This is a genomic window from Sellimonas sp., from assembly GCF_047234585.1.
Taxonomy (GTDB): domain Bacteria; phylum Bacillota; class Clostridia; order Lachnospirales; family Lachnospiraceae; genus Sellimonas; species Sellimonas caecigallum.
In genome coordinates this window covers 17,988-37,024 of sequence record NZ_JBKSWG010000011.1, presented here as the reverse complement: position 1 = coordinate 37,024, position 19,037 = coordinate 17,988, and the positions used below count along the sequence as shown (strand labels likewise).

The following is a 19,037-nucleotide window of genomic DNA, read 5'->3' as shown; positions in this document are numbered from 1 at the left end:
AATACAGAAAAAGCTTTGACGAAGACAGTAAGGCAGAAGGAACGCAAAAGCGAGTCGGGGACGGTGAAAGCCCGGTGCAAGTAGATCTGTCTGAATATCACTTCCGAGCTGCAGCAGCTGAAAGGAATACTAAATAAGCGCTGCCGGGATTCTGCCGTTATAGAGAACGCATATGGAAGTATGCTGTAACAGGTGGTATAACGAAAGGTACTATGACTCTCGTCCTATTACGGACGGGAGTTTTTTGTCGTATAGGAAATTCCTATGGAATCCTATTCTTTTGTACGGTCAGAGTTTATAAAAAAGAGAAGGAGAGAAGAACATGTATCAGAAAGTTTCCACAGATCTGAAGTTTGTTGATCGTGAAAAAGCGATTGAAAAATTCTGGGAAGAAAATCACATTTTTGAAAAGAGCATGGAGAACCGGAAACAAGGTGAGACGTACACATTCTATGACGGACCTCCGACTGCAAATGGAAAACCGCATATCGGACACGTACTGACACGTGTCATCAAAGATATGATCCCTAGATACCAGACGATGAAAGGAAAAATGGTGCCGAGAAAGGCAGGATGGGATACCCATGGTCTTCCGGTAGAACTCGAGGTAGAGAAGCTTCTTGGTCTGGACGGAAAAGAACAGATCGAAGAGTACGGACTCGTCCCGTTCATCGACAAATGTAAAGAGAGTGTCTGGAAATATAAAGGAATGTGGGAAGATTTCTCCGCTACAGTTGGTTTCTGGGCAGATATGGAACATCCATATGTAACATATGACAATAATTTTATCGAATCCGAATGGTGGGCATTAAAACAGATCTGGGAGAAGAAGCTCCTGTACAAGGGCTTCAAGATCGTTCCTTACTGTCCGCGCTGCGGAACGCCGCTCTCTGCGCAGGAAGTTGCCCAGGGATACAAAGATGTGAAGGAACGCTCCGCTGTCGTGCGTTTTAAAGTGAAAGACGAAGATGCCTACATTCTGGCATGGACGACAACTCCGTGGACACTTCCGTCAAACGTTGCACTCTGTGTGCATCCGGATGAGACGTATGTGAAAGTAAAAACATGCGACGGATATACCTATTATCTTGCAGAGGCACTGGCTGAAAAGATCCTGGGAGAATTAAACAAAGAAAACCCGGAAGAGAAAGCGTACGAAATTCTGGAACGCTATACAGGAAAAGAACTGGAAGGAAAAGAGTATATCCCTCTTTATTCAGGCGCTCAGGAAACAGCGGATAAACAGAAAAAGAAAGCATTTTTTGTTGTGTGCGATACGTATGTAACACTGACAGACGGTACCGGAGTGGTACACATTGCTCCGGCATTCGGTGAAGACGACTCCAAGGTGGGACGCCGCTATGATCTCCCGTTCGTACAGTTTGTAAACGGGAAAGGGGAACTGACGGAAGAGACGCCGTTTGCAGGTGTATTCTGCAAGAAAGCAGACCCGATGGTTCTTGCCGATCTGGAAAAGAGAGGACTTCTCTTCTCTGCGCCGAAGTTTGAACACAGTTATCCGCACTGCTGGAGATGTGATACTCCGCTCATCTATTATGCAAGAGAATCCTGGTTTATCAAGATGACGGAAGTCAAGGAAGATCTGATCCGGAACAACAATACCATCAACTGGATTCCGGAAAGTATCGGAAAGGGCCGGTTTGGAGACTGGCTTGAGAATGTGCAGGACTGGGGCATCAGCCGTAACCGTTATTGGGGTACACCGCTCAATATCTGGGAATGCGAATGTGGATGTCAGCATTCTATAGGAAGTATCGAGGAGCTCAAATCCATGTCCGACAATTGTCCGGACGACATCGAGCTTCACCGTCCGTATATTGACGAAGTGACGATCAGATGTCCGAAATGCGGCAAAGAAATGCACCGCGTGCCGGAAGTGATCGACTGCTGGTTTGACAGCGGTTCCATGCCGTTTGCACAGCATCACTATCCGTTTGAGAACAAAGAGCTGTTTGAGCAGCAGTTCCCGGCAGACTTTATCTCCGAGGCTGTGGATCAGACAAGAGGATGGTTCTACTCCCTGCTTGCCATCTCTACGCTGATATTTAACAAAGCTCCGTATAAAAATGTCATCGTCCTTGGCCATGTGCAGGATGAGAATGGACAGAAGATGAGTAAATCCAAAGGAAATGCCGTCGATCCGTTTAAGGCGCTTGAGACATACGGGGCAGACGCGATCCGCTGGTATTTCTATATCAACAGTGCACCGTGGCTTCCGAACCGTTTCCACGGCAAGGCTGTACAGGAAGGCCAGAGAAAATTCATGGGAACACTGTGGAATACGTACGCATTTTTTGTACTGTACGCGAATATTGATGAATTTGACGCCACAAAATATAAACTGGAATATGATAAATTATCCGTTATGGATAAATGGCTCTTGTCAAAACTGAACACACTGATCATGACAGTGGATGAAAATCTGTCCAATTACCGCATTCCGGAGTCTGCAAGAGCACTTCAGGAGTTTGTGGATGATATGAGCAACTGGTACGTAAGACGCTGCCGTGAGAGATTCTGGGCAAAAGGAATGGAACAGGATAAGATAAATGCATATATGACGCTGTATACGGCACTTGTTACCGTTTCGAAAGTCGCAGCTCCGATGATCCCGTTCATGTCAGAAGAGATCTATCAGAACCTTGTGAGAAGCATCGATAAAGACGCAGAAGAAAGTATTCACCTTTGTGATTTCCCGACAGCGGATGAGAGCATGATCGATAAAGAACTGGAACGTTACATGAATGAAGTTCTGGATATCGTTGTCATGGGACGTGCATGCAGAAATGCAGCCAATATCAAGAACCGCCAGCCGATCGGCAAGATGTTTGTCAAAGGTGTGGAGGAGCTTCCGGACTTTTACAAGGATATCATCACAGAAGAATTAAATGTAAAAGAGATGGAACAGACAGAAGATGTCCGTGCATTTACAACGTATACTTTCAAACCGCAGCTTAAGACTGTGGGACCAAAATACGGAAAACTGCTTGGAGGAATCAAAAAGGAACTGGAAACACTGGATGGAAATGCAGCCATGGATATTCTCGAAGAAAAGGGAGCTCTTACCTTTGAGATCAACGGTTCAGAAGTTGTTCTCACAAAAGAAGATCTTCTGATCGATATGGTTCAGACAGAAGGTTATGTATCAGAGAGCGATTACGGCATTACGGTCGTGCTGGATACGAACCTCACTCCGGAATTACTGGAGGAAGGATTTGTCCGTGAAATCATCAGTAAGATCCAGACAATGAGGAAAGAAGCAGATTTCGAAGTGACAGATAAGATTCATGTAACTTACAGCGGAAGTGAAAAGGCAGAAACAGTATTTGCAGCAAATGCAGATGAAATCAGACAGGAAGTACTCGCAGTATCCGCCGAAAAGAAAGATCCGGAAGGATTTGTAAAAGAATGGAAGATCAATGGAGAAGCCGTGATGATCGGAGTGGCAAGAGACTAAATCGAATATCATTCTAGTTTAACAGGGGGAAGACCAAGATGTACAGCAAAAGATTTGAGAAGGAAACATTCAAAGAAGAAGTAAGAAATAATATTAAAAATTTATACCGGAAAACAATCGAAGAGGCAAGCGGACAGCAGATTTTTCAGGCTGTTTCCCTTGCGGTAAAGGATACCATCATCGATAACTGGCTGGCGACCCAGGAAGTGATGGAAAAAGAAGATCCAAAGACGGTGTATTATATGTCAATGGAATTTCTTATGGGAAGAGCACTTGGAAATAACCTTATCAACTTGACGGCGTACAATGAAGTAAAAGAAGCGCTGGACGAGATGGGGATCGACCTGAACGCCGTGGAAGACGAAGAACCGGATGCAGCACTTGGGAACGGAGGACTTGGAAGGCTTGCAGCATGCTTCCTGGATTCGCTTTCCACGCTGGGATATCCTGCATATGGATGCGGAATCCGCTACCGCTACGGAATGTTTAAACAGAAAATCGAGAACGGTTACCAGGTGGAAGTACCGGATAACTGGCTCAAAGACGGAAATCCGTTTGAAATCCGCAGAGATGAATATGCAAAAGAAGTGCGGTTCGGAGGAGATGTGCGGATCGAGTACGACCCGGTCACAAAAAGAAACAATTTCATCCAGGAAAACTACAGTTCAGTAAGAGCGATACCGTACGATATTCCGATCGTAGGATACGGCAATCATGTGGTAAATACCCTGCGGATCTGGGATGCGGAAGCGATTACCGACTTCCACCTGGATGCCTTCAACAGAGGCGATTATCGCCATGCGGTAGAACAGGAAAACCTTGCAAAGATGATCGTCGATGTTCTCTATCCTTGTGACGACCATTATGCAGGAAAAGAGCTGCGCCTGAAACAGCAGTATTTCTTTATCTCGGCGAGTCTCCAGACACTGCTGGCAAGATATAAGAAAAAACACGACGATGTGAGAAAACTTTACGAAAAAGTGACAATCCAGATGAACGATACTCATCCGACTCTGGCTGTCGCTGAGCTGATGCACCTTCTGATCGACCAGGAAGGTCTCGAGTGGGATGAAGCGTGGGATGTGACGACGAAAACGGTTGCGTACACAAACCATACGATCATGGCAGAGGCACTGGAAAAATGGCCGATTGATCTGTTCTCCAGACTGCTTCCGCGTATTTATCAGATCATTCAGGAAATCGACCGCCGTTTCGTATTGGAAATCCGGGCAAAATATCCGGGAGACGAAGGAAAAGTAAAACGGATGGCAATCCTCAGAGACGGACAGGTAAAGATGGCGCATCTTGCCATTGTTGCCGGATATTCCGTAAACGGGGTAGCCAGACTGCACACGGAAATCCTGAAACATCAGGAACTCAGAGATTTCTATGAAATGATGCCTCAGAAATTCAACAACAAGACGAACGGTATCACACAGAGAAGATTTCTTCTCCACGGAAATCCGCTTCTGGCAGAGTGGATAACAAAGCATATTGGTTCCGGCTGGATCACAGATCTGTCTGAAATGAGCAAGCTCAAACCGCTGGCCGAGGACACAAAAGCTCTGGCGGAATTCCAGGATATCAAGTACAGAAACAAACTGCGTCTGGCCGAATATATCAAGAAGCACAATGGAATCGAGGTAGATCCGCGTTCCATCTTTGACGTACAGGTAAAACGTCTCCATGAATACAAACGTCAGCTTCTGAACATCCTGCATGTGATGTATCTTTACAATAAGATCAAAGAGCATCCGGAAATGTACTTCTATCCGAGAACATTTATTTTTGGAGCAAAGGCGGCAGCAGGATATGTGCGGGCGAAAGAAACGATTAAACTGATCAATTCCGTGGCAGATGTAATCAACAATGACAGAAGCATCAACGGAAAGATCAAAGTCGTCTTCATAGAAGATTATCGTGTATCCAATGCAGAGCTTATCTTTGCAGCTGCAGATGTCAGCGAACAGATTTCTACCGCTTCCAAAGAAGCATCTGGAACAGGAAATATGAAATTCATGCTGAACGGCGCGCCGACACTGGGCACGATGGACGGTGCAAATGTGGAGATCGTGGAAGAAGTGGGTATCGAAAATGCGTTCATTTTCGGACTTTCTTCAGACGAAGTCATCAATTTTGAAAACCATGGAGGCTACAATCCGACAGATATCTACTTCAATGACTGGGATGTCAAACGTGTGGTAGATCAGCTGGTTGACGGAACATACTCCAACGGAAATCATGAGATGTATCGTGATCTTTACGATTCTCTTGTAAATACACACGGTAGAGAACCGGCTGACAGGTATTTTATCCTGAAAGATTTCCGGGCATATGCAGAGGCACAGCAGAGAGTAGAGCAAGCATACCGCGATCAGGAAGGATGGGCAAAAAAAGCGCTCTTAAACGTGGCTTGCTGCGGTAAATTCACAGCGGACAGAACAATCCAGGAATATGTTGATGATATTTGGCATCTGGATCACATCGAAGTGGACGCCTAGCCTAATTTCAAATGATTTATAAATAATTCAGAAGACCCTCTCATATACTTACCGTATGGGAGGGTCTTTTATGCTGCGCAAATGGAAAAAAGGCATATGCTATATATTTGTTTTGACGGCACTTCCGTATCTGATTACCATTTTTATAAATGGACCGATGCGATTATCCGCACCGACACAAAAACAACAGGAAGTTGCGGTCATGTCGGAAGGAGACAGCAAGGCAAAATTCCTGTCTTTGGATGAGTACGGAATGGGAATGCTGGCGAGAGAGATTCCGATGTCTATGGATATCGAGGCGGTAAAAGCTCAGGCAATACTTGTACGGACAGGTATCTATAAAAAAATGGCAGAAAAGACTGGCAATGATCAAGTCGTATTTTCCGGGCCTTATTTTTCTGTGCAGGAAATGGAAAAAGAATGGGGCGACCATATGGAAGAATATTATTCCAAACTAAAAAAAGCCTGGAATGAGACAAAAGAAAGAATTTTAACCTATGGTGGAAAACCAGCATACACGCCATTTTGCAGGCTCACAAACGGAAAAACCAGAAATGCAGCCGAGGCATTAAATACGGATCAGTATCCGTATCTCAAAAGCGTGGACTGTTCGAAAGATATCGAGGCCAAAGGGGCGTTTCAGACAAAAGAGATAAAAGGGGATACATACGAGATTGCAAAGACCGACAGCACAGGTTATGTGCTCCAGGTAAAAAACGGGGAACAGATACTCGACGGAGATGCTTTTCGGGATCAGTTCGGCCTCGTGTCATCCAGCTTTACTCTCAAAAAAGGAAAAGGAAAGACGGACGTGACGACAAAGGGCAATGGACACGGCCTTGGGATGAGCCAGAATACAGCAGACCAGATGGCAAAGGAAGGAAAAGACTATAAAGAAATACTGGCATATTTTTTTGAAGGAACTACACTGCAGGAAGTTGCAGAAATTTTGAGCGAGACAGAATAAGCTCTATCATTTCTGGCAAAGATAATGCCAGAGGTGATGAAGATGAATAACAAGAAGCGGGCTCCTAAAAAAAGGCGGGGAGCAAAAATCGGATTGGCAGTATGCATGGCAGCAGCAGTCGTTCTGACAGGAGTTTATACATTCAATCAATACAAAAGTAACGTCAGAAAAGAGATGGAAAAGATAGAGGAAGAAAGCCAGGCAAAGATCGATGAGTTTAAAAGTGCGGATGCAGGAAATCTGACGGAAGAGTACGCACCATACAATGAATGGGAAAATGAGTCTGACACCCAAGAAGACGCTGCAAATAGTCCGGATACAGGTATGGATATGGGAACCCAAAATGCGGCAGATACAGATAGTATGAACGGAACGGAGACACAAAATACGGAGGACGGAACATCCGGAGAAACAGCAGACACCCAGGAGACGGCCGGAACAGGAAATCAGATCAACTTCAGCGAAAATGATACATTGATCTGGCCGGTAAGCGGGGCTGTACTCATGAACTACAGCATGGATAAGACTGTATATTTCTCCACACTGGACCAGTATAAATATAACCCGGCGCTGATCATTGGCGGGGCAGTCAATGATCAGGTTATCTCGGCAGGAAAAGGGCTCGTCAAATCCATTGATAGGACACCACAGCTTGGGACAACAGTTACTGTAGATATGGGAAACGGCTACGAAGCAATCTATGGACAGCTCCAGAATGTACAAGTAAAGACCGGCGATCAGGTACAAGCCAAAACAGTACTCGGCTACCTTGCAGAACCGACAAGATACTACAGCGTCGAAGGCTGCAATCTGTACTTTGAACTGCGCAAAGACGGACAGCCGATCGATCCGACACAGTTTTTAGAATAAGACAGGGGGACGGGTTCCGAAGCGTCGGTACACGTCCCCGGTTTTTAGTGCGATTTTTGTCAAGTACTATTTGACTTTTTTTTTATTCCGTGATAACATAAGCAGGTATTGAACAAGTGTTATGTCAGATCATATGGTTTTCCTGTTTCAGAATTAAACAGGCATATGGTCTTTTTATTTTGTGCGTTTGACTGTGTGGCAAGTGAAATGAGGAGGAAGGAGTAGAGTTGAGAGATGGATAAGGATTTTATGAAGACGGGGCGTGTGTTTCCGCTTTTGATGTCGATGTCAGTGCCCATGATGCTTTCTATGTTGATCCAGTCGCTTTATAATATTGTGGACAGCATCTATGTGTCCAGGCTAGGGACGGATGCGTTGACCGCGGTATCTCTTGCTTTCCCGCTTCAGAATATCGTGACTTCCGTCGCTGTTGGAGTGGGAGTAGGGATCAGTTCAGCTATTGCGATCTATCTTGGAGCAGGAAAGAGGGAGGAGGCTAATAAGGCGGCTACGATCGGGATTGGACTTACAGTTCTGCACTGTATCCTGTTTGTAGTGCTGGGGCTTTTAGTAACACGGCCGTTTATCGGTCTGTTTACATCCAATAATGCGATTGTTGAGGAGGCGTGCGACTATACATATATTGTGCTGTGTGTCTCTTTTGGCTGTCTGCTTCAGATTGCCCTGGAGAAGATTTTCCAGGGGATCGGGGAGATGAAGATCACGATGATCTTGCTGGCGACCGGCGCTATCATAAACATCATTTTGGATCCGATCCTGATTTTTGGCTGGTTTGGTCTGCCTGCCATGGGAGTAAGGGGTGCAGCTGTGGCGACCGTAATTGGACAAATCGCGGCTTTTCTTTTGTATATTGTAGTGTATAAAAGAAAAAGATTTGCGGTTTCTATTCATCCGAAATACCTTTGTCTTGATAAAAGGATCATCCTTCAGATTTACAGTGTGGGTATTCCATCCAGTATCATGCTGACCCTTCCTTCAGTTCTGGTCAGTGTTCTGAACAGCATTCTTTCTGCATTCTCAGAGGTGTATGTGGCTGTTCTGGGAGTGTATTTTAAGCTTCAGACATTTATCTATATGCCGGCAAACGGGATCGTGCAGGGGATGCGTCCGCTCATCGGGTATAACTACGGAGCAGGGGAGAAAGACAGGGTAAAGTCATTTATCCGTTACAGTATGATTTCTGCAGCCGTCATCATGATGATAGGAACCTTGCTTTCTTTGTTCATTCCTGAGCAGATATTTGCTCTGTTTGACGCGGATGAGATGCTTTTAAAGGCTGGTGTTCAGGCGCTTCGGATCATCTGCCTTGGTTTTCTTGTATCGACGGCAGGGGTTATCTATGCGGGCATTTTTGAGGCTATGGGGGAAGGAAAGCAGTCTCTTGTGATATCCCTTCTGCGCCAGTTTGCAGTGACGATCCCAGTAGGATTTCTCTTGTCCAGAATCTGGGGAGCGGCCGGTGTGTGGGCTGCTTTCCCGATCGGAGAGCTTTGTGCGGCTATCGTGGCGCTGTTCCTTTTGAAAAAATATAAAGGCGGAGAATATTCTCCATTTTGAGGAAATATGAATTACACGTATATTGTAGAATGCCATGATGGAAGCTTTTACACCGGATGGACAAACAACCTGGATAAGCGGATAAAGGCTCACAACGATGGGAAGGGAGCCAAGTATACTAAAACAAGAAGGCCGGTAATCCTTCGGTACTATGAGACATTTGAGACAAAAGAAGAAGCCATGTGCAGAGAAAGTAAAATCAAAAAGATGACAAGAAAACAAAAAGAAGAGCTGATAGAAAAAGCAGAAAAAGAGCCGGGAATCTGAGAAGATTTCCGGCTCAAACTGTTTCTGAAATATTTAGAGAATGAAAGCATACATTACGATAAAGTGGCACATACTTCCACCCATGACGAAAAGATGAAAGATTTCGTGGGAACCAAAATTTTTGTGTTTTTTATTGAAAAGCGGCAGTTTCAGAGCATAAATCACACCGCCCACAGTGTAAATGATACCGCCTGCCAGAAGCCATCCAAATGCTGCCGGAGACAGGGAATTGAGTATCTTTGTGAAAGCCAGCACACAAGTCCATCCCATGCCGATGTACAGGACAGAAGACACCCATTTTGGACAGAATACCCAGAATGCTTTCAGGATGATGCCCACAATAGCGATTCCCCATACAAGAGAGAGAAGGATGATTCCGGTGGTACCCTTCAGAGTAATCAGACAGATCGGGGTATAACTTCCTGCGATGAGGACAAAGATCATCATATGGTCAATTTTTCTCAGAATCGTATTTGCCTTTTCAGACAGATCAAACGTATGATATGTCGTACTAGCCGCATATAGAAGAATCAGGCTGGCTGCATAGATGGCCAGAGAAATCAGGTAAATGGAATCCGGTTCATGTGCGGCTTTTATCAAAAGCGGAACTGCGGCAAAGATTGCCATGAGCATTCCGATAAAGTGTGTAATAGCGCTGCCAGGGTCTTTGATGTGTTTTGTCATAAGTTTACCTCCTAACACTGATAAAATGATATGTAGTTTTTAATACTACATATAACATATGTTAATATTATACCCAGGATGACAAAAAAGCAATACTATTTTCCGAAAAACTTAACTGGACTGGTCTAAAATACAATAACTGGATATTTTGAAGGATCCACTTTAGTGATAAGATAGGAAAGCAAAGAGAAAAGAAAGAAGGATCAAAGTTATGGAACGAAGAAACACAAATATTATGAAACTTGCAGAGACGGCTATTTTTGCGGCTCTCTGTTATGTAACCTTCACATTTTTGCAGATCAAGATCCCGATGCCGGGAGGAGATGCGACATCTCTGCACATAGGAAATGCTTTTTGTGTGCTGGCAGCATTGATTCTGGGAGGAGAATACGGCGGAATTGCCGGAGCTATCGGTATGACAATCGCAGATATCATGGATCCTGTCTATATTGTAAGCGCGCCGAAGACATTTGTTCTGAAACTATGTATTGGTCTGATTACAGGGTTAGTGGCACACCGTATTGCCCATATTAATGAAAGTTCAGACAGAAAGTATGTTCTTAAGTGGAGCATTTTGGCATCCGTTGCAGGACTTGGCTTTAATGTCATAGCAGACCCTTTGGTTGGATATTTCTACAAGCAGATCATTTTGGGGCAGCCGCAGCAGATGGCAGAAGTCTTGGCAAAATGGAGTACAGCTACCACTTTTGTAAATGCGGTTATCTCGGTTGTTCTTGTTGGTTTTCTCTACAATGCAGTAAGGCCGTTCCTTTTAAAGAGCGGAATCGTGACGGTGGATCAAAAGAGAAGGGCAGTATAGGATATGCGAGACAGAAAAGTCAAAAACGTTGTAAGTATGGCATTTTTTGCGGCAGTTACCTTTCTAGGGATACAGGTTTTTCGGATTCCGGTACCAGCGGCTGTCGGTACGCCGTTCATTCATTTCGGACATGTGTTTGTTGTATTAGGCATGCTTCTTCAGGGCGGAAAGCGCGGTGCAGCATCAGGTACGGCAGGACTTGTAATATTTGATCTGCTGAATGGTTTTGTTCAGTCCATCCCTCAGGTTTTCTGTGAAACCATCATCAAATGCCTTCTTGTAGGGGCGTTGTTCTCAATTCTGAAGGAAAGGGCAAAGAATGACCGCAAGAAAGAATGGAAAGCAGCAGTGCTTTGTGCGGTTGTCTACGCGGTGCTGAATATTGTGATTGAATGGATAATGCAGACCATTTTGCTTTTGGTAAGCGGAAGCGGCTTTGCAGCTGCGGCTGCCGCTTCCACAGCTTCTATCCCGGCAACGGTGGTAAATGCAGTGTTCATGGCTATGATTGTAAGCATTCTTTATATGCCTGCAGCAAGAGCGTACAGAAAATTCATATAAAAACGGAAGGTAAAGGGTACCTTCCGTTTTTTTGGTGTATAGGAGTTTTAGTAATTTTCTGCTTTTCTTTCGAAGTAAGCCTTCGGATGTGCGCACACAGGGCATACTTCCGGAGCTTCTTCTCCTTCGTAGATGTATCCGCAGTTGTTGCATTTCCATCCAAGAGGAGCATCGCCTTTGAACGTATTTCCTGCTTCAAATGTAGCAAGCAGTTTATTGTAGCGTTTTTCATGGGCAGCTTCTACTTCGCCTACGAGCTCAAACTTTGCAGCAAGTTCATCAAAGCCTTCTGCACGAGCTTCTTCAGCCATTGTTTTGTACATATCTGTCCATTCGTAATTTTCGCCTGCAGCAGCATCTTTTAAGTTTTCAGCAACATCGCCAATTCCGTGGAATTCTTTGAACCACATTTTAGCATGTTCTTTTTCCTGATTGGCAGTCTCTTCAAAGATATTTGCAATCTGCACATATCCGGCTTTTCTTGCCTGGGAAGCGTAGAAAGTATATTTATTTCTCGCCTGGGATTCCCCTGAGAATGCTGTCATCAAGTTCTGTTCTGTTTTTGTTCCAGCATATTTAGACATACGATTTTCCTCCTTGTAGTGTAAATGCCGACAACCAATTCAAGCCTGTTAATGATTCAAGTATTAAGCGAAGTATCTCTTAAGAAGTCCTTCGAATGCTTTTCCGTGACGAGCTTCATCTCTTGCCATTTCGTGAACTGTGTCATGGATTGCATCCAGGTTAGCAGCTTTCGCACGTTTTGCAAGGTCGAATTTACCAGCTGTTGCACCGTTCTCAGCTTCTACTCTCATTTCGAGGTTTTTCTTTGTGCTGTCTGTTACAACTTCGCCTAATAATTCAGCGAATTTTGCAGCGTGTTCTGCTTCTTCCCATGCAGCTTTTTCCCAGTATAATCCGATTTCCGGATATCCTTCTCTGTGAGCAACTCTTGCCATAGCAAGGTACATACCTACTTCAGAACATTCTCCTTCGAAGTTTGCTCTTAAATCTGCGATGATATCTTCGCTGACACCCTGAGCAACACCTACAACATGTTCAGCAGCCCATGTTCTTTCACCAGCCATTTCCTGGAATTTATCTGCCGGAACATGGCACTGAGGACATTCTGCCGGAGGATTTTCTCCTTCATAAACATAACCACAAACTGTACATACCCATTTTTTCATAGTAATTGTCTCCTTTTCTTTTTTATTTTCCCTAGTTAATAATATTAGTAATTGTTACTGATATCAATATAGCATCTTTTTCCGTAACTGTCAATCCATATTTAAAAAATTTTTAAACAGCTGTTGCTTTTGTATCGTGATGTAAGCAGGAAGCACATTTTCCATAAAATGTGACTGTGTGTGAGTCAATCTCTCCTTCGAAATTTTGCCCAGCCACTTCATTAATCTGAGAGAGGGGCGCCATATCCAGATCCATCATGCATCCGCATTCGCTGCAAAAGAAATGATAGTGAGGGGTGGTGCGCCCATCGAAACGATCCGCTCCATCCGGGGCTGTGATCTTGATGATTTCCCCCATATCTGCCAGCAGATTTAAGTTTCGGTAGACGGTTCCGAGACTGATATTCGGAAATGTCTCTTTTACATGGAGATAGACCATGTCCGCGGTAGGATGGGAAGAAGTATGCATAAGAAAATTTTTGATGGATTCCCTTTGGCGGCTGTATTTCAAAGCTGTCATAAAAGTCCTCCTTTCAATAATAATAATAATTACTATATTTAGAATATAGCTTATAAAGAAAAAAATGTCAAGATGTTGCGAAAAAAAGAGTTCATTTAGGGGTTGACAAAGAATTGAAATATGTTAGAATACAAAACGTAATATTTGTAACAAATATGTAACAAATACAGAAGAGAATACATAACACAAAAATTAAGGAGGAAAAACGTTTATGCATTCTTTTATGAAAAAAGGACTGTTTATTGTGGCGGCGGCAGGAATGATAGGATCTTTTCAGATGGAAACATCTGCGGCTGATACAGCAAATGCAGGAACCTTGTCCATCAGTATGGAGGCTGTATTAAAAGAGACAAAAGATGAGTATATTAATAAAGAAGATACGCAGACGGTTATAATGCAGGAAGATACAGAAGAAAGTGTTGTGGTGCCGGAGCAGAAGGGGAAGTATTTGAATATGGCATTTGCCAATATATCTTCAGGTTATATTGAAGTTAAAAGCTCACCTTCACAGGACAGTGACTGGGTGGGAAAATTATACTCCGGTTCCGCAATGACTGTTCTTGGTCCTGTGGGAGAGTGGACGGCGATACAGTCAGGCAATGTGAAAGGCTTCGTGGAGACAAGTTCTATTATGGTAGGAGAAGAAGCGCAGCAGGAAGCCAGAGAGCGGGAAGCGCAGGCATTTGCAGAGAATAAAGAAGTCACTTTTTCTTATGGGGAGACAAAGGAAGAAGAACAGGCGCGTCTTCAAAGAGAAGCGGAAGAAAAGAGAAGAAAGGAAGAAGAGCAGAGAAGAAAGAGCGGACAGGCTGTTGTGGATTTTGCAAAACAATTCATCGGTAACCCATATGTATGGGGCGGCACGAGCCTGACAAACGGGGCAGACTGTTCCGGATTTGTCCAGTCAGTATACGCACATTTTGGTTTCTCACTTCCGAGAACATCCACTGCGCAGAGAGGCGTCGGAAGAGCTGTATCTTACGCAGAGGCGCAGCCGGGAGATATCATCTGTTATAACGGGCATGTGGGAATCTACGCAGGAAACGGGCAGATTGTCAATGCACAGGACCCGGCACATGGAATCGGACTTTCCCCGGCTACGTACACAAGTATCGTGACAGTACGAAGAATGTTCTAAACAGACATTTTTGATGCAAAAGAAAAAAATAGCAAAATGCACAATTTTGTAAAATAATGTAGAAAAAAGAAAAATGGGATAAAAATGGTTTTCCACACGAAAAAGCGAGAAAGATATGAAAACTACAGTGTTTTTCAAAAGTTATCCCCATTATCCACATAAAATCTTGTGGATTGTGGGGATAACTTTTTGTATTTAAACGAACGCACGTTTTGTTAACATATCATAAAAATCAAGATTTGTCGAAAAAACAGGAAAAAAGCATTGACTTTTTCGTAATCAAAATACAGAAAAAAACTTATAAAAAATTTAGAAAATTCTGATAATTATAAACTGTTTTAGGGTTGCGATTTAGAAAAAATGGTATTATAATTATGAGTACGTAATTCATAGCAAAGGAGGACAAGTATCATGTATCAGGTGGAAAAAACTACAACGATCGGCGAAGTCGTAAATACACATCCGGAAGTAGCTCCGATCCTTATGGAAATCGGTATGCACTGCCTTGGATGCCCTGCATCTCAGATGGAATCTCTGGAAGAGGCGGCGATGGTGCATGGAATCGATGCAGATTTGTTAGTAGAAAAGATTAATGCATTTTTAAAAGCGAATGCAAATGCATAAGAGATAGAAAAGAAAGAATACCGCGGACATCAGGATATGCTCCTGTGTCAGCGGTATTTTTTTACGCTGTCTGTCGGCTGGTAAAAGATGTACAGCCGATCCTACAAAGATGAAAGCTGCTGGATGGCAGTTCCGGACAGGATCGTTTCACAGTGTTCCTCGAGAAATGCGAGGGACGCTGGCGTACTTTTTTCCAGAGCGCCGTATTCCGTAAGCATGTTGCAGATTTTGTTGAAATCACTTTTGGTAAGTTCGGACTGAGCAATGGCAAGGATATAAAAATCCTCTGCCGGGTCTTTGTATAAAGTATTGATACCATTGTACATTGGTGCAAGAAGGCGGGATGCCTCGATGACCCGTTCAAAGGTACCGAATGAGAAGAGACGGACGGCCTGTCTTGCGGATGATGTTCCCGCAGGCTTTTGCTTGGCCGGCATGTCGGCAACTGCCTCTTTTACTTTATTGAGGAGCTGAAGAAACTCGTCGGCTCCCTCCAGTTTATCCGGAACCGCTTTGCGAGGCTCTTCCGTCTCAGCAAGCGGAGAAGGTGCAAATTTGGAAAACCTGGTATCCAGTTCTTCCGGATCTTCGACTTTTGTAATGACAAGCACGATAGAATCCGAAGAAGAAGGGATCGCCTCAATCATAAGAGGGATATCGTCTGCCTCAAAACCGAATTCAAAGGCTGCCTGCTGCATCATGTCGTGGAAAAGTGATTTCGCTTTTTCCGTGCCGTAGGCAAGTTCGCTGATTTTCAGCTGGCGGTCTTCCAGGTCAGCACGGGTAAGTGTACAGCGTATTTGATTGTCATTGATTTTTTCAATTTTCATGTCATCACTTCCTCTTCGTAAATATTCTTATACTTACTCAATAGTAGTATAATCAAAAAAAGAAATTATGTAAATAAATTTTCAAAAAATACTTGCTTTTGGAAAAAACAGGTGTATAATGGCACACAAGAGGTAGCATTCCCCACGGTCATGTACACTGTAAAGGAGGGGATAGAAAAATACGAAAGAGGTATCAGATACCTTATTCTAACATTCATTTTTCCGGTATGGTGTTCCATTCGGAAAATCTTCGGATTGCCGTACACCAGGCAATATCTCATCGATCGATAGAATCAAAAGACACAATTCACATTCATTCTTGATTCAAAAATTCATCAACAAAGCTTACAAAAGAGAAAACTGGGATAAGATTTTGAAAAAACAGGGATATAGTGTTACCTTTTTCAGCAAATGGATATCCTTATAATATATCACGAACAGAAGCAAGTATGTACCTTCCTCTTCCGGATATCCTGCGCCGTGGCCGTACGTTTGCAAAGTCCCCCCAGGACATGGGAAAAAATATGAAAGAACAGATAAGACAGGAGATTATGGAAAGCGCGCAATGTCGGGATCTGTATACAGAACTGACAGAGTATGAGCGCAGAGGAATCCGTATCAAAATGAACGGAGATCCGGCAAGCCCGCTCCAGATTGCATCGGCATATGCGGTGCGGGAAGAACCATCGTACATGAGAGATTATATTGCGGATGACGAAGGGATGGTAAAGGAAGTTTGTTTCGTAGAACTCGAGGACGATGATGTCAGACGATAATCCCCCTCAATGGCGATCAAAGAAAAGAGAGGAGATCCCGAACGCTAAAAAGTTAATGACGTGCAGAAAAATTATTGATATAATGGGCGTATACAGGAGGTATGACATGGACGAAAGACGAGACAGAAGAAGACGTCCAAATCCGGAAGGAAGAAGGACGGACAGAGCAAGAAGACGGAAACTTCAAAGGCAGAGGAAGCGCAGAAGAAGGATTTTCATTTCTATTGTTGTGCTCCTTATTGCCGTGATCGCAGCAGCCATCGTTATATGGAAAAAATATGGCCCGTCGCATGCGGATGCAGATTTGAATAATTATTTTGGTATAAAAGAAAAAAATCAGGCGGCGCTTACGATCAACAATGAGATACCGGACGTTCAGGCAAAGAAAGAAGGAAGCCAGATCTATGTTGAGTATACTGCGGTACGGGATTATATCAATTCGAGATTTTACTGGGACTCCAACGAGAACAAACTGCTTTACACGCTGCCGGACCGCACTCTTTCCATCAGCGCGGGCGCGACAGAGTATGATACTGCAGACGGAACTCAGACGACCGATTACGAAATCGTGAAATCCGAAGGTGGGAATGCGTACATTGCCCTGGATTTTGTAAAGGAATTTACGGATATGGAAGTCAGTGTTCAGGAAAATCCGGATCGGGCTGTGATCGTGACAAATAAGAAAGAAAACCATGCTTCTGTTCAGAAAGATACGGAAGTGCGCGTGCTTGGCGGAGTGAAAAGTCCAGTCCTCACAAAGGTATCAAAGTCTGATGAAGTGGTGGTTATCGAGGAAGCCGGCGATTGGAAAAAGATAAGGACAAAAGATGGATTTATCGGATATGTCAAGGCAGGAAGTCTTGGAAAAGAAGAGGAAAAGACGAGGGAATCCACCTATCAGGAGCCGGAATACACGAATATCCAAAAAGATTATAAGATCAATCTCGGATGGCACCAGGTAACGAGCCAGGCAGCCAACGACAATGTTTCTTCTGTGGTGGCCAACACGAAAGGGCTTACGACTTTATCCCCGACATGGTTTTCTATCGCGGATACGAATGGGACAATCACTTCCCTTGCAAGCAAATCGTATGTAGATTACGCCCATCAGCAGGGAATGGAAGTATGGGGACTGATCGACAACTTTAGCAACCAGGTAGATACCCTTGCTGTTCTCAGCAATACGCAGAGCAGGGCAAATATTATCAGCCAGCTCATCGCGGAGACCGATTCGGTAGGGATGGATGGAATCAACGTGGATTTTGAACAGATTACGACAGAGATGGGAGAACACTATATCCAGTTTATCAGGGAGCTTTCCGTAGCCTGCCGTGCCAAAGGGCTCGTACTGTCTGTGGACAACTATGTGCCGAAAGGATATACGTCTCACTATAACCGGAAAGAACAGGGAATTGTGGCCGATTACGTCATCATTATGGGATATGATGAACATTATTCCGGCTCAGAAGAGGCCGGTTCCGTCGCATCGATCGGTTTTGTACAGGAAGGAATTGAGGAGACCTTGAAGGAAGTTCCGAAAGAAAAGGTAATCAATGGTATTCCTTTCTTCACAAGACTTTGGAGCGAATCTGAAGCAGACGGTGTGCAGAGCACGGCTATGGGAATGGAAGAAGCGGCAAAAGCAGTTGCCGATGCCGGTGCGTCTGTAAGCTGGGATGCTGAAACAGAGCAGAACTACGCCAAATGGACTGCAGACGGTAAGACATACCAGATTTGGCTTGAGGATGGAAAGTCTATCGAGAGCAAACTGAAAGTAATGAAGGAATATGACCTTGCCGGAGCTGCAGCATGGAAACTTGGATTTGAAACATCGGATATCTGGGATATTATGGCGCAGTATCTGAACTAACTGAATAAGGACAATGGATGCCTCGGCCTTTGGCCGGGGCATTTTGCGGTTTGCGGCGTCATATACTTTTTTGAAGGCAAGTGTTTTGTAAAGGGCCGATTTTATGAAAGAAAAGATGAAATGGATTGTGCTGCTTTTCATGATGGCAATGGTTCTGTGGGGGATCCAGAAAGCGGAAAGTGTTGTGACGGAGGGCAAGTCAAGGATGCAAAAGGCGGATGTCGTTATTGATGCGGGACATGGCGGCTCTATAGTGCGCGGACGATACAGAAAAGGAAACAAAATGTATAAGAAAGTCATCGAAAAAAGAACAAGCATAAAACCAGAGGAGGCGGACATAAGCTGAAAACAAAGAAATCTCTT

Annotated in this window: 18 protein-coding genes; 13 read left to right on the top strand and 5 right to left on the bottom strand. The window is 44.1% G+C overall.

Going from position 1 to position 19,037, the window contains the following annotated elements; all coding sequences use genetic code 11:
* Positions 1-322: 322 nt before the first annotated feature.
* From ileS to ACLROL_RS06000, 6 genes are all read left to right on the top strand, one after another.
* Positions 323-3,478: an isoleucine--tRNA ligase gene (ileS, locus tag ACLROL_RS06025; RefSeq protein ID WP_087202178.1), complete on the top strand. Its 3,156-nt coding sequence runs from the start codon at positions 323-325 to the stop codon at positions 3,476-3,478.
* A 38-nt stretch (positions 3,479-3,516) separates the two neighbouring features.
* The gene (locus tag ACLROL_RS06020) at positions 3,517-5,979 is read left to right on the top strand and encodes a glycogen/starch/alpha-glucan phosphorylase (RefSeq protein ID WP_087202180.1); all 2,463 of its coding nucleotides are present in this window, start codon (positions 3,517-3,519) and stop codon (positions 5,977-5,979) included.
* Between the two features lie 70 nt (positions 5,980-6,049).
* Positions 6,050-6,946: a SpoIID/LytB domain-containing protein gene (locus ACLROL_RS06015; protein ID WP_413067476.1), complete on the top strand. Its 897-nt coding sequence runs from the start codon at positions 6,050-6,052 to the stop codon at positions 6,944-6,946.
* Positions 6,947-6,988: 42 nt separating this feature from the next.
* Positions 6,989-7,816: a M23 family metallopeptidase gene (locus ACLROL_RS06010; protein WP_288722693.1), complete on the top strand. Its 828-nt coding sequence runs from the start codon at positions 6,989-6,991 to the stop codon at positions 7,814-7,816.
* Positions 7,817-8,050: 234 nt separating this feature from the next.
* Positions 8,051-9,394, top strand: coding sequence for an MATE family efflux transporter (locus ACLROL_RS06005; protein ID WP_288722695.1), 1,344 nt, complete (start codon positions 8,051-8,053; stop codon positions 9,392-9,394).
* Between the two features lie 6 nt (positions 9,395-9,400).
* A complete protein-coding gene (locus ACLROL_RS06000) occupies positions 9,401-9,661 on the top strand; it encodes a GIY-YIG nuclease family protein (RefSeq protein ID WP_087202189.1) in 261 nt (86 codons plus the stop codon).
* 33 nt (positions 9,662-9,694) lie between these two features.
* Here the strand turns inward: ACLROL_RS06000 and trhA are convergent, their stop codons facing one another.
* A complete protein-coding gene (gene trhA, locus ACLROL_RS05995) occupies positions 9,695-10,345 on the bottom strand; it encodes a PAQR family membrane homeostasis protein TrhA (protein ID WP_413067475.1) in 651 nt (216 codons plus the stop codon).
* 211 nt (positions 10,346-10,556) lie between these two features.
* On the opposite strand from trhA, the gene ACLROL_RS05990 reads away from it, so the two are divergent.
* Positions 10,557-11,165: an ECF transporter S component gene (locus ACLROL_RS05990; RefSeq protein WP_413067474.1), complete on the top strand. Its 609-nt coding sequence runs from the start codon at positions 10,557-10,559 to the stop codon at positions 11,163-11,165.
* Positions 11,166-11,168: 3 nt separating this feature from the next.
* Complete coding sequence (locus ACLROL_RS05985; protein WP_413067473.1) at positions 11,169-11,726, top strand: ECF transporter S component; 558 nt, start codon at positions 11,169-11,171, stop codon at positions 11,724-11,726.
* A 47-nt stretch (positions 11,727-11,773) separates the two neighbouring features.
* Here ACLROL_RS05985 and rbr read toward each other — a convergent pair whose 3' ends face one another.
* The 3 genes from rbr to ACLROL_RS05970 form a co-directional block, all read right to left on the bottom strand.
* Complete coding sequence (gene rbr, locus ACLROL_RS05980; protein WP_087202197.1) at positions 11,774-12,310, bottom strand: rubrerythrin; 537 nt, start codon at positions 12,308-12,310, stop codon at positions 11,774-11,776.
* A 63-nt stretch (positions 12,311-12,373) separates the two neighbouring features.
* Entirely contained in the window at positions 12,374-12,916 is a 543-nt protein-coding gene (locus ACLROL_RS05975) for an NADH peroxidase (protein ID WP_087202199.1), read from the bottom strand.
* Positions 12,917-13,028: 112 nt separating this feature from the next.
* Complete coding sequence (locus tag ACLROL_RS05970) at positions 13,029-13,436, bottom strand: Fur family transcriptional regulator (protein ID WP_413067472.1); 408 nt, start codon at positions 13,434-13,436, stop codon at positions 13,029-13,031.
* Positions 13,437-13,647: 211 nt separating this feature from the next.
* On the opposite strand from ACLROL_RS05970, the gene ACLROL_RS05965 reads away from it, so the two are divergent.
* Together ACLROL_RS05965 and ACLROL_RS05960 are read left to right on the top strand one after the other, a co-directional pair.
* Positions 13,648-14,574: a C40 family peptidase gene (locus ACLROL_RS05965; RefSeq protein ID WP_087202203.1), complete on the top strand. Its 927-nt coding sequence runs from the start codon at positions 13,648-13,650 to the stop codon at positions 14,572-14,574.
* Positions 14,575-14,985: 411 nt separating this feature from the next.
* On the top strand, positions 14,986-15,198 hold the full coding sequence (locus tag ACLROL_RS05960) for a DUF1858 domain-containing protein (protein WP_087202205.1): 213 nt from the start codon (positions 14,986-14,988) through the stop codon (positions 15,196-15,198).
* A 101-nt stretch (positions 15,199-15,299) separates the two neighbouring features.
* Here ACLROL_RS05960 and ACLROL_RS05955 read toward each other — a convergent pair whose 3' ends face one another.
* Positions 15,300-16,028: an adaptor protein MecA gene (locus ACLROL_RS05955; RefSeq protein WP_087202207.1), complete on the bottom strand. Its 729-nt coding sequence runs from the start codon at positions 16,026-16,028 to the stop codon at positions 15,300-15,302.
* A gap of 524 nt (positions 16,029-16,552) precedes the next feature.
* Here ACLROL_RS05955 and ACLROL_RS05950 point away from each other — a divergent pair.
* The 3 genes from ACLROL_RS05950 to ACLROL_RS05940 all read left to right on the top strand — a co-directional run bounded on the left by ACLROL_RS05950 (position 16,553) and on the right by ACLROL_RS05940 (position 19,020).
* A complete protein-coding gene (locus tag ACLROL_RS05950; protein WP_246599142.1) occupies positions 16,553-16,804 on the top strand; it encodes a hypothetical protein in 252 nt (83 codons plus the stop codon).
* Positions 16,805-16,910: 106 nt separating this feature from the next.
* Positions 16,911-18,674, top strand: a complete 1,764-nt coding sequence (locus ACLROL_RS05945) for a glycosyl hydrolase family 18 protein (protein ID WP_288722701.1) — start codon at positions 16,911-16,913, stop codon at positions 18,672-18,674.
* Positions 18,675-18,777: 103 nt separating this feature from the next.
* On the top strand, positions 18,778-19,020 hold the full coding sequence (locus ACLROL_RS05940) for a hypothetical protein (RefSeq protein ID WP_221919718.1): 243 nt from the start codon (positions 18,778-18,780) through the stop codon (positions 19,018-19,020).
* Positions 19,021-19,037 lie beyond the last annotated feature (17 nt).

Bases quoted from the DNA above. Each gene is read 5' to 3' on its own strand.
- ACLROL_RS06000 (WP_087202189.1), top strand. From the start codon at position 9,401: ATGAATTACACGTATATTGTAGAATGCCATGATGGAAGCTTTTACACC.
- ACLROL_RS05950 (WP_246599142.1), top strand. From the start codon at position 16,553: ATGAAAGAACAGATAAGACAGGAGATTATGGAAAGCGCGCAATGTCGG.
- trhA (WP_413067475.1), bottom strand. From the start codon at position 10,345: ATGACAAAACACATCAAAGACCCTGGCAGCGCTATTACACACTTTATC.
- ACLROL_RS05945 (WP_288722701.1), top strand. From the start codon at position 16,911: ATGGACGAAAGACGAGACAGAAGAAGACGTCCAAATCCGGAAGGAAGA.
- ACLROL_RS06015 (WP_413067476.1), top strand. From the start codon at position 6,050: ATGCTGCGCAAATGGAAAAAAGGCATATGCTATATATTTGTTTTGACG.
- rbr (WP_087202197.1), bottom strand. From the start codon at position 12,310: ATGTCTAAATATGCTGGAACAAAAACAGAACAGAACTTGATGACAGCA.
- ACLROL_RS06020 (WP_087202180.1), top strand. From the start codon at position 3,517: ATGTACAGCAAAAGATTTGAGAAGGAAACATTCAAAGAAGAAGTAAGA.
- ACLROL_RS05955 (WP_087202207.1), bottom strand. From the start codon at position 16,028: ATGAAAATTGAAAAAATCAATGACAATCAAATACGCTGTACACTTACC.
- ACLROL_RS05940 (WP_221919718.1), top strand. From the start codon at position 18,778: ATGAAAGAAAAGATGAAATGGATTGTGCTGCTTTTCATGATGGCAATG.
- ACLROL_RS05965 (WP_087202203.1), top strand. From the start codon at position 13,648: ATGCATTCTTTTATGAAAAAAGGACTGTTTATTGTGGCGGCGGCAGGA.
- ACLROL_RS06005 (WP_288722695.1), top strand. From the start codon at position 8,051: ATGGATAAGGATTTTATGAAGACGGGGCGTGTGTTTCCGCTTTTGATG.
- ACLROL_RS05985 (WP_413067473.1), top strand. From the start codon at position 11,169: ATGCGAGACAGAAAAGTCAAAAACGTTGTAAGTATGGCATTTTTTGCG.
- ACLROL_RS05970 (WP_413067472.1), bottom strand. From the start codon at position 13,436: ATGACAGCTTTGAAATACAGCCGCCAAAGGGAATCCATCAAAAATTTT.
- ACLROL_RS05990 (WP_413067474.1), top strand. From the start codon at position 10,557: ATGGAACGAAGAAACACAAATATTATGAAACTTGCAGAGACGGCTATT.
- ACLROL_RS06010 (WP_288722693.1), top strand. From the start codon at position 6,989: ATGAATAACAAGAAGCGGGCTCCTAAAAAAAGGCGGGGAGCAAAAATC.
- ACLROL_RS05960 (WP_087202205.1), top strand. From the start codon at position 14,986: ATGTATCAGGTGGAAAAAACTACAACGATCGGCGAAGTCGTAAATACA.
- ACLROL_RS05975 (WP_087202199.1), bottom strand. From the start codon at position 12,916: ATGAAAAAATGGGTATGTACAGTTTGTGGTTATGTTTATGAAGGAGAA.
- ileS (WP_087202178.1), top strand. From the start codon at position 323: ATGTATCAGAAAGTTTCCACAGATCTGAAGTTTGTTGATCGTGAAAAA.